Here is a 10,335-nt window from a genome sequence, read left to right as displayed (position 1 = left end):
CCAATTCAAATTCGCAAAGTGTTTTTGAACTTCACTATGATTTAAAAACTTAAAAGAATCATTACTTTCTATATCGCTTGAATATTTATTTTCCATATTAATATTTCATTATTTAAAACATCATCTGATAATTCTTTTTGAATGTCTACAGAATAATTTTTGTCTGCGCTAGCGAATTGTAAAAGTCCGTGTATTACTTCTAGTGCTATATCAGAATCGTTTGAGTCTTTTAAGATTTCGTAAAAATCATTGGTAACATTTAGTTTTTTTTCAATTCTTAGTTTTCCTTGGTATTCTTGAATTAGTTTGGCAATTCTTTCTTGTTTCAACAGTGCTTTATTAGCAAAAGTTAATTGTTCCCTTTCATAATTTTCATCCCTATCGATTAGAGTGATATAATTCTTTTTTTTACTAAATTTCTCTATATATTTTAAATGTATATATTTGAAATCCTCATATACAATTGATTGTAAAGGGAATTTTGCTTTAAACGCGACACAACTCTCTTTATCATATTCAAGTTGTTTAAGGCTAATTTCTAAAAATCTCCTAAGATTTATTTGAAACCTAGATCTTGTTCTAAAATTTTCTTTATAATAAGCTAATTGTTTATCTGCATAGATGTAACGCTCTACTATTTGTTCTAATTTTCCTTCGACTTGCTCAAAAAAAACAAAGACCTGAGTTTTTATTGCTAAAACTGTTTCGTACTCCGTTTGAAGCCGTTCTATAATTTTCTTTTCCTCTTCCCCTCGTTTATTAGGTCTCTCAAGTTTATTCTCAAATTGATTAACCACTTTTTTTATTTCACTTTTTAAAGAACCACTTAAATGAAAAGTTTCTCTAATTTCATTTTCTCTCGAAGTAATCTCTTTGAAAATAGTTACAAATTTTTCTAAATTTTCAATAGCTAATTCATCATCAATAATTGTTAATTCATTTAATTTTAGAATAGAATTATTAACCAAGTTTTTAAACCCTTCTAAATGATCCTCAATTGTTTTTTTACTACTATTCTTAAAGTGAAACTCAAACCAAGATTCAAATTTTTTGATATTATTTATTTCATCAGCTCTAAATAATCCATAATTCTGGAATGTTTCTCGTAATGGGAAATGAGTATGTTCTTTAAATATTTTTTTACCTAAAAATTCTATGAACCTGTTAGCGTGTGGAGTTAAAATATATTTGTATTTATCGTCTGGAGGATTTTCTATATAAGCATTAAGTAACTTCTGTGTAACATTTTCTATTCTATGATTTTTTTCTGAAAAAAAATTATTAGCACTATTAATGGCTCTTTCTAAATCTGCTTCTGTAAATGTATTTTCTATATACTCAAGTTTTACCCATTTATAGAGTATATAGATAGTTAATCCTTCTATTTTAGATGGGACAAATTTATCGTAGAAGTAGTTTATATCTTGTAATTGAGCTTCTATAGATTTTGATTTAATTATCTGATTATTAAAAAATAACACATATAATAAAAAAGATTACAGGTTATATTTTTTTGATAAAGCTAAAATAACTTTAGTTTTATTAATATAATTACGGTAAATCACAATTATATTATATGGATGTTTCATTAGGTTAGAATAAGAAACCTTTAAATCTATAAAAAAGAATGAACTTAATTGAATCAAAAAGATAATTTATTTTAAAAAAATCTTTTAGCTTAGTTGCAAGAATGAATAACAAATGATTATGAAATAATTTTATTCAATTCTGTAAACAAATATTATACTTTAATCATAAAATCTTATTTTTGTTTTCATGGATATTGATTTAACCGAAGCCGAAAAAATAAAAATTCTAAACTCAGACGACATTTACGGAATCATGCAAAAGATTTTACTCCGTGAAGGTAAAATAGACCAAAACCGAGAACACTTTTGGGTAATTGGCTTAGAAAACAACAACCGTATTCTTTTCATTGAATTAATAAGCCTTGGTACAGTAAACCGAACCATTGCAGAACCTATGGAAGTATATAGTTTAGCTCTACAAAAACGAGCTGTAAAAATTATCCTATGTCATAACCACCCCAGTGGAGAACTGAAACCATCCGAAGGAGATAAAAATATTACAGACCGATTAATACAAGTGGGTATTATTGTTGACACACCTGTATCTGACCATTTAATTATTACTCCTAAAAGCTATTTAAGTTTTAAAAACATAGGTTTATTAGAGGAACTGGAAAAAAGCACTAAATATGTTCCTCAATATGTGCTGGAAGAGAAAATTAAAAAAGAAGCTTCTATTATTGCAAAACGTAATGAAAAAATAGAAATAGCAAAACAACTTAAACGTCAAGATTACAATATTGAATCTATAGCTTTAGCTACTGGATTAACTGTTCCAGAGATTGAGAAATTAAGAGTTAAAAAGCTTTAATATCATCTTCGTTTTACACCTCTTTTCTTTTTACGCTTTTTCTTTACATTATCATTGTCCATTTCCACTGGAATATCCATAGGTAACAAACTACCCAAAGATTCCATAATATTTACATTAGAAAAGTTTTGAGTTTCTACTATTGGCTCGTTTTCTATGTCTTCTCTAAAATGTTCTACTGAATTTTGTTTGACGGAAATTAAGATTGATGATTCTACTTCGTTCCAAATACGATGAAATACATTCGCAGATACATCTTTACCCAAACGAGAACCATTAAATACTGTTTTGGAAGTGTGGTCTATAAAACTTATACCGTAAATTCTACCTTGTTTGTTTTCTCGGACAAACGTTGATATTTTATTATCTTGTAAATACTTTTTAAAATCCTCTTGGCTCTGATAATTTTGCATTGCATCACGCACCAATTCACGAACTCTTTTTTGAGGTTTATAAGTATTAATAAAATCTTTTGATTTTTTAAACTTTCGATGTAAATCTGTTAAACCAATAGGCTGTGAAAAACAAGAAGATTTAAAAGGATTACTTACTTTTTTACCCAAGCTATCCGTAGCAAAATAAACTAACCCTCGTTTTTCTTTTCCATGAATAATTCCTCTAACTTCTTGTGCGGTTATATTAAAAAAAGACAATAACGCGTTGTATTCACCAAGTGTCTGATAGTGATAATTTTCATTAACAAATGAAAGTGCTGAGATTATTTGTTGTTTTAAATTAGTTTGCTTTACATCTACTTTTTGTATTGGAATGTCTTTCTTTTCCGTCTTAACAATTGCTGAGGTAAGTTTAAATTGTTTTTCCAATTTTCGGCAAACCTTCATAGAGCGTACTTTTTCAAAACTATCAGAAATACGTTTGCCATATTCATCTACACAAACCGAAACAATATGAATATGAGTACGTTCAGTATCAGTATGTTTAAACACCACATAAGGCTGATCGCCATATCCCATTTCTTGCATATAATTTTCAGCCAATGCATTAAAAGTTTCATCTGAAACTGCATCTTTCGGATTCGGGTTTAATGAAATATGGAGTATCGGTTTTTCGGTACGATTATTAGCAATCAAATAAGGTTCAAAAGAACGCTCTAGTAACGGAATGGTAAATTCTCCTGTTAAAGAATGTATCATTCTATGACAATGAATAATATTTCCTTGGTCTTTTTCAACCTTCTCATAATTGTATAATAACACTCCTTTTAAGTGACTTCCTCTCCCTATTTTTGCTATCATTATTCTCTTTTTTTTGAATTAAATGAATGCTTTTTCATCATTTTAATTCGTTAGTAATACAACTTCCAATTCGTCTTTTTTAAAAAACCCTCGACTTCGGAGGGATTTTAAACTCCGTAGGACAAGTTTGTAATGAGAGGCACAAAAGCATTTTTGAGGCACTCATTACACAACTTGCTCTGTTCCGCTGAACAGTTTTCTAATGGATTTTTATGTGGTGATGTAATATCACCATTCTTAGAACTGTTCATTACAAATTAAAAACGAATGAATAATAATAGTACCATGATTATCATAGACAAAACAAGACACCTAAAGCCTTTAGGTACTGCAAAAGGAAATTTCAAAACAAAAACGGAGTAAAAGTGCAGTTTTTCTTGGTGTATCGCCGTACAGCCGTATAGCCAGCTAAACGGCTATACGCTTAACCGTTTAGTCAGCTAACTTTATAATTGAACAGTTAGCTAGTCAACCATCCAAATATCTGCATGACTGGCTGGACAAAAATACCTATAGCTGATTGTACTACTAGCTAATTAACTAGCTAGCTATTTTTTCAGCTAGTCAATCGTACAAGCAGAAATAAGTACAGCTAGCCATACAGTAATACAACTAGTTAGTTAATCAAAAATAATAGCATTCATAAATAAAAAAGAAGTCATCTGTTTTTGAATAATTTTAAGGAGTATTGGTTTGATTTTCCATTCATAGCAAAATAAATGAAGTGGAATTTGTCAAGACTTTTAGGGAATAATTAGGTGTGTTTGCAATGTAGTAAAATACTCGTATTTTCAAGGAAGTAGATACCTTATTATTCCCTAAAACTTGTATAGTCTTTACAAGTTACATAAGGATATGTAGCAGTTCTTTTGAAAGTTTTTGTATTTGAGCGTACCGATAGTTAAGCGAAAAAAGCAACAACTTTCAAATTAGAACTACTTATATCCTGCTAGTTTTTCGTTGTCCCGAAAAATGATAAAAGCTTCATTTATTACAAACCCCTTAAAATTTAAAATTCCAGTTATAAAAATTGAATTCTATTTTAAATAATCATAATAAAATCAGATAAGTAACGACAAATAAAGACGAATTAAAACCTCCATAAATTACATAGTTCGAAAGGCTATAAGTTTATAAAAAGAAGTAAAAAATGTACTTCTATTTATGAACCAATACAACACATTAATAAGGAAGATATAGAACAAGCTACAGAGAAGGTCAAGAAACGATTACCTATAGAAAAAATACGTCAAATTCCTAAGTATAAAAACATATCTCCCAAAGCATACAATCAGCTTATTAAAAACGCTGAAACTTTTTCTTTACTCATATTAGAAGCCATTAATGTACAAGATCAAAATATTATTTAACATTGCTTTTTACACAAAACTTACAGATACCTATATCTTTGTTATTGATATTCAATACTTAAAACCATGAATAACTTAACTCTTTTCAAACAATTCGCTCCAAAAGCTCCCAAAAAATTTCAAGAAGGTAATAATGCCGTTATTTATACTCGGGTTTCATCCAGCGATCAAGAAGATAATACCAGTCTAGCCTCTCAAAAAAAGCATTGTGATTTATATGCACAAAGACGAAACCTAAATGTTGTTGGATATTTTGGCGGTACATACGAATCTGCAAAAACAGATGATAGAAAAGAGTTTAATCAATTACTAAAGTTTGTAAAACGCTCTAAAAACATCAACTATATCATTGTGTATTCTTACGAACGTTTTTCACGTTCAGGAATTAATGGAGCATCCATTGCTGAAGAACTACTTAAAAAATATGGGGTGATTACATTAGCCATTACACAAGAACTTGATCCAACTACTCCGTCGGGTTCTTTTCAGCAAAAAATATTTTTTCTTTTCGGACAAATGGATAATGAGCTAAGAAGAGACAAAACCGTTACAGGAATGAAAGAGCTACTCTTAAAAGGATATTGGGTTTGGGCTGTTCCTAGAGGATATGAGGACTTAAATAAAGGAAAAGCTACCGAACGTAAGTTGGTGGTTAATGAAGAAGGAAAACTATTAAAAAAGGCTTTTGAATGGAAAGCGTATAGTCAATTACCAAACGTAGAAATTGTAAGGCGTTTAAAAAAGATGGGAATTAACCTATCAGAGAAACGCTTACACGATTTATTTTCAAATCCTTTCTATTGTGGATTGATTACTAGTAAAATGATTCCAGATCAAGTAATTGAAGGAAATCATGAAGCTATGATTTCTAAAGAGCTTTTTCTACAAGTGCATAATATTAGAAAAGAAAAACGAATACACGGATTTGTTCATAATAAAGACAATGATAATCTGCCCTTAAAAATTTTTACAAAGTGTGAAAAATGTGGAAAAGGAATGACAGGTTATTTAGTAAAAAAGAAAAACTTGTATTACTATAAATGTCGAACAAAAGGATGCAAAGTAAATCGTAGTGCCAAAGCAATGCACCAATTGTTTAACAAAGCACTGGCTTCTTTTAAGATTGAAAAAGAAGAATTAGAAGTTATCAAAGTGCAACTAGAAGAACAAATGGGAGTATTCTTTAAATCGAAAACAGAAAATGAGAAAGTTTTAAAGTCAAATCTAAATGCTTTAAAAAAGAAATTAGAAAATATAGAAGAGCGATTCGTTGTTGGTGAAATAGATAGACCACTTTACGATAAATACAGTTCTAAATACAAAAATGAATATTTCGAAATTGAGCAAGAAGTTGAAAAAACAAGCGGATACAGTTCGAACCTCAAAAAAGTAATCAATTTTGTTACCAAAACATCCACCAATGTACTGCCATTATGGGAATCTTCAACTTTAGAGAATAAAAAAGTTTTTCAACAAATGCTATTTCCCGACGGAATCTTCTATAATCACGAATTAGACCAAGTTCGAACCACTAGAGTAAATTCGTTTTTCTCGCTAATCCCAGAAATGATAGGTAATATAGGAAATAAAAAAAGCGGAAATTTTATCAAGTTTGATAAAAAATCCGCTTTAGTGAGCCCGATAGGATTCGAACCTATGACCGCCTCCTTAGAAGGGAGGTGCTCTATCCAGCTGAGCTACGAGCCCGTAACTACTTTAAAAAGTCGGGGTGGCAGGATTCGAACCTGCGATCTGATCCATATTTTTACACTCCATTTTGTCGTTAAGAACGCCACAAATGTACTAAAATTCATTGTTTCACCAAGTAAATCAAGTATTTTTTTATTTTTTTTTTTCATTGGCTTTTCTTGAAATTTAGTGACACCAACTGACACCAATTTTATTTTACTGAAAATCAAAAAAATAGAGTGTTACAGAACTATTATTTTAAAATTAAATTATTCTCTAGTTTAATTTTAAAAGTTAAAGAAAAGTTAAAAACATAATCAATTATTAAAACTTTACTGAAAAGGCATGAAAAGTATATTTATTAATTGTTAAACGTTAAAACATTAGTATTAAAACAATTACGTTGAAATTAATTTTTACTTGTATTTTTGTTTAAATCTTAGTGTAGGAGTACCACTACAAAAATACGCAAAAACCATATTCAAATTATGGTTTTCCTTATTTATGAATTTTTGTGAGAATATAAAAATTTTATCTTTGCTTCGTCATCATTTTCATGTCCTACCCTCTGAGATGTCGTAAGTTACGACATTTTAAAAAAAAGAATTTGATTGTTTTTAACCCTAAAAACTGGCATAAAAACTATTTTTTTATGTATTTAAAACTTTAAAAATTAATTTCTAAAACATGAATTATTTTATGAGAAAAACAAAATTATCAAGTGAGAAAAAATATAAGATTCTTGAGTTCTTAAAAAAATTACCACACGAAGAGTACCGAATTGCAAAAAAGAAACTTCCACTAGCTTTAAAAGTAAGTATGAGAACATTTGAACGATGGTTGTACCTCAAAAAAGAAGCTAAAATGGAAGTCTCAGCTGATAAACTAGCGATTATATCTAATTTTTTAGAATTAGACTCTATTGATGAACTTATAAACTATGAAGTAAAGCAATTCAATAAAAAAGAACTGCAAGAAATAGAGAGTAAGGATATAGATCTGATAAAAGAATTGAATTTAATTAAATAATAGTTTGTAATGAATAAAATCACACGATATAAATCATGTAATAAAAGTACTATTGCACATGCTTATAATATATCCTTATATACTTTAGGTAAATGGTTACAACCAATTAAATCAGATTTGGGAGAATACAATGGTCAAACTTTTAACCCTAAACAAGTATCTAAAATAGTAACACATTTAGGTCTACCAGAAAATTTAAAACTAATAAGTGTCTAAAAGCTACGAAAAAGTTATTTGTGACTTCGAAAAGGCAATTATGCAAATGCAAAAAGATTTAGAGTACTTAGCGAATAAAAATGCGTTAAGTACTGCCTTTTTTGATAAACAGAACAATATAATTAGTGTTCTTATAGAGTACTATAACAGAACACAATCCTATACTAAGCAATTAGAAAATAAATCATTAGAATATAAAAAAGCTAAAAACGCACAGCTTCGAGAGTACGAAGAACATATTATATCTTTTGAGGCAATATGTATTATTCATGGTATTATTGATTTTCCTGTATGGTTATCTAAGGGGCAATTTTTGTTGCTTATGGAAGCGGAAGAGCTAGGCAAAAACTTACAAATGCGTTTACCTTATCTTTTTAATGATAAACTTAATCACTTATCAAAAAAAGACCGTAATGTGATAATGGATATTTTACAAAAAGATTTAAACCATGCAATAAAAAAAATGCTAGATAGCATAAATAATAAGGGGAACAATGCAATTAGAACATAAAGAAATACGACCTAATATAGATGAAAAGAAAAATCAAACTACAATTAACCAAGTACAAAATTATCTTGATGAACATTATGAGTTACGAATTAATGTACTCACAATGGAGCTTGAATATAAAGCCATAAAACAAGTTCGTTTCAAAACATTAGATGACAGGCAGTTAAATACTATATGGATGGATATACAGAACGAGGGTATAAAATGTACAGATAGTACCCTTATGAAAATCTTAAACTCTAACTACACTAAATCCTATCATCCAATAAAAGATTATTTTAATAATCTACCTAAACCAGATGATAAAGATTATATAAAAGAGCTTGCTGACACGATCTGCATATCTGATATAGAAATAGATGATATTAGATTAAGTGATTTATGGTATGATTATCTTAAAAAATGGCTTGTAGCAAGTGGTATACGTATGTCGAGTAAAAGACTATCTCAAGCAATGGAACGGCTAAAATACGGGCAACCTATATCAAAAAGAATAAAAAATAAAGGGGCTCGAAAAGTTTACCCCGTACGCCTAGTATCCGACGAAATGGAAAAAACTTTACAAAAAGAGTTTAGAGATATGCATAAGATAACATCTATATCAAAACCAGATACAGATCTAGAATTACCTTTATAATATTATTATATCATTCTTATACTTAAAGCCGATACATAATATCTTGTATTGGCTTTTTTTGGTAGCAAATCCAACCACAACAAATTTTGCTACTACATTTTTAAGTTTTTAATAGTTTTAGAACTTTAGAAAGCTAATAATTTGATTTTCAGTAAAACTTTTTCTTTTTTTATATTTCACGAAAACCACGCTACCACACTACCACTTTACCACATTAGCAGTATTATATTATATATATACTTAATAATAAGTAGTATAGTAATAATAGCACTGCTGTAGAATTATAGAAAGTGTGGTAATTGTGGTAACTAGTTTAATAGTGTGGTAGTGTGGTAGCTTAAAAACACTACTTTTCAGTTTTATGTTATTTTTTAGTTTGATTTTAGTGACTGTAGTGTACAAAATCAAGTCAAAAACGTACTAAATCAATGTCTTTTTTTACTAAATCAAGCAGAAAACGCACTAAATCAAACTAAATTGACACCATTAGATCATACATATAAATAAGCTATACATAAATTACTTTAAAAAGAAGATAACAATACTAGAATTACTTCCAACAACTACTAAGTTTTCAAAAAAAAATAAAAATACATTTTAGTTTTACGAAGCATTACAAACCATATTCCCTCATAGTGGCATCTTAGCCCTATGAAAAAGATATTACTTGTTTCCCTACTTATATTTATTTTCATTGCCAGTACGCAAGGTTGGCGTATCTATAATAAGATACGCCATGCCAAGCGTTTAAAAATAGGAGTACAAAAATTTAAACTGTTAAACCTCTCCTTAACTCCTGTAAGCAACATCATAGTATCACTTGGTAACTTTAGCAGTTCCACATTTACGATAGCACAAATTAAAGTAAATGCCTATACACAAGACGGTAAACTACTGGCAGAACAAACAACACCATTAGCGCAACCATTTGTATTAAAACCCAATCAAAATAGCATCTTACCCCTATCCTTTACTATTGATACCACAGTAGTTTTACTTGCTTTAAAATCCATAGGAGGATTAAGCAGTTTAGCAGCTAATTATCTCACTACAGGTCAGTATGGTTTGCCAATCGTTTTAAAAGGTTTTGTGGAGACAGAAAACATACAAGTTCCTATAAATCAATCAATAACTATATAAACAACAGTTAACTATGGAAGATTTAGGCAAAATAGAAGATGCAGGGGCAATTGTACGAGGTGGCGGAATAGATCGACATTGGCAAAA

8 protein-coding genes, 1 tRNA gene and 1 pseudogene are annotated in these 10,335 nt (G+C 29.3%); 7 read left to right on the top strand and 3 right to left on the bottom strand.

Annotated features, from left to right (window positions below; genetic code table 11):
- Positions 1-68 precede the first annotated feature (68 nt).
- Positions 69-1,481 (bottom strand): hypothetical protein, encoded by a 1,413-nt coding sequence (locus tag N456_RS08400; protein ID WP_062055886.1) that lies wholly within the window; start codon positions 1,479-1,481, stop codon positions 69-71.
- A 295-nt stretch (positions 1,482-1,776) separates the two neighbouring features.
- Between N456_RS08400 and N456_RS08395 the strand changes: the two genes are divergently transcribed.
- Entirely contained in the window at positions 1,777-2,400 is a 624-nt protein-coding gene (locus N456_RS08395) for a JAB domain-containing protein (RefSeq protein WP_062055884.1), read from the top strand.
- 2 nt (positions 2,401-2,402) lie between these two features.
- On the opposite strand, the gene mobB is transcribed toward N456_RS08395, so the two are convergent.
- Positions 2,403-3,656, bottom strand: a complete 1,254-nt coding sequence (gene mobB, locus N456_RS08390; RefSeq protein ID WP_062055882.1) for a conjugal transfer protein MobB — start codon at positions 3,654-3,656, stop codon at positions 2,403-2,405.
- A 1,436-nt stretch (positions 3,657-5,092) separates the two neighbouring features.
- On the opposite strand from mobB, the pseudogene N456_RS25390 reads away from it, so the two are divergent.
- A pseudogene (locus N456_RS25390) lies at positions 5,093-5,923 on the top strand (recombinase family protein); the annotation flags it as partial.
- Between the two features lie 736 nt (positions 5,924-6,659).
- Here N456_RS25390 and N456_RS08385 read toward each other — a convergent pair.
- Positions 6,660-6,733, bottom strand: a tRNA-Arg gene (locus tag N456_RS08385).
- 681 nt (positions 6,734-7,414) lie between these two features.
- Here N456_RS08385 and N456_RS08375 point away from each other — a divergent pair.
- The 5 genes from N456_RS08375 (at position 7,415) to N456_RS08355 (ending at position 10,248) form a co-directional block, all read left to right on the top strand.
- A complete protein-coding gene (locus tag N456_RS08375; protein ID WP_148639252.1) occupies positions 7,415-7,744 on the top strand; it encodes a hypothetical protein in 330 nt (109 codons plus the stop codon).
- A 9-nt stretch (positions 7,745-7,753) separates the two neighbouring features.
- Positions 7,754-7,960, top strand: a complete 207-nt coding sequence (locus N456_RS08370; protein ID WP_062055876.1) for a hypothetical protein — start codon at positions 7,754-7,756, stop codon at positions 7,958-7,960.
- Positions 7,953-8,471: a hypothetical protein gene (locus N456_RS08365; protein WP_205410260.1), complete on the top strand. Its 519-nt coding sequence runs from the start codon at positions 7,953-7,955 to the stop codon at positions 8,469-8,471. The genes N456_RS08370 and N456_RS08365 overlap by 8 nt, the downstream gene beginning before the upstream one ends.
- Entirely contained in the window at positions 8,455-9,108 is a 654-nt protein-coding gene (locus tag N456_RS08360) for a virulence-associated E family protein (protein WP_062055872.1), read from the top strand. The genes N456_RS08365 and N456_RS08360 overlap by 17 nt, the downstream gene beginning before the upstream one ends.
- Positions 9,109-9,759: 651 nt before the next feature.
- Positions 9,760-10,248, top strand: a complete 489-nt coding sequence (locus tag N456_RS08355; RefSeq protein WP_062055870.1) for a hypothetical protein — start codon at positions 9,760-9,762, stop codon at positions 10,246-10,248.
- Positions 10,249-10,335: the final 87 nt, after the last annotated feature.

Origin of the sequence: Aquimarina longa SW024, assembly GCF_001401755.1 — a bacterium.
In the GTDB taxonomy this organism is placed as follows: domain Bacteria; phylum Bacteroidota; class Bacteroidia; order Flavobacteriales; family Flavobacteriaceae; genus Aquimarina; species Aquimarina longa.
Note: the sequence above shows the minus strand (reverse complement) of the source record. Positions and strands in the feature narration are given on the sequence as shown.

What these genes read in the sequence shown, in the direction of transcription:
- N456_RS08395 (WP_062055884.1), top strand. Translation starts at nt 1,777, where the DNA reads ATGGATATTGATTTAACCGAAGCCGAAAAAATAAAAATTCTAAACTCA.
- mobB (WP_062055882.1), bottom strand. Translation starts at nt 3,656, where the DNA reads ATGATAGCAAAAATAGGGAGAGGAAGTCACTTAAAAGGAGTGTTATTA.
- N456_RS08375 (WP_148639252.1), top strand. Translation starts at nt 7,415, where the DNA reads ATGAGAAAAACAAAATTATCAAGTGAGAAAAAATATAAGATTCTTGAG.
- N456_RS08370 (WP_062055876.1), top strand. Translation starts at nt 7,754, where the DNA reads ATGAATAAAATCACACGATATAAATCATGTAATAAAAGTACTATTGCA.
- N456_RS08360 (WP_062055872.1), top strand. Translation starts at nt 8,455, where the DNA reads ATGCAATTAGAACATAAAGAAATACGACCTAATATAGATGAAAAGAAA.
- N456_RS08355 (WP_062055870.1), top strand. Translation starts at nt 9,760, where the DNA reads ATGAAAAAGATATTACTTGTTTCCCTACTTATATTTATTTTCATTGCC.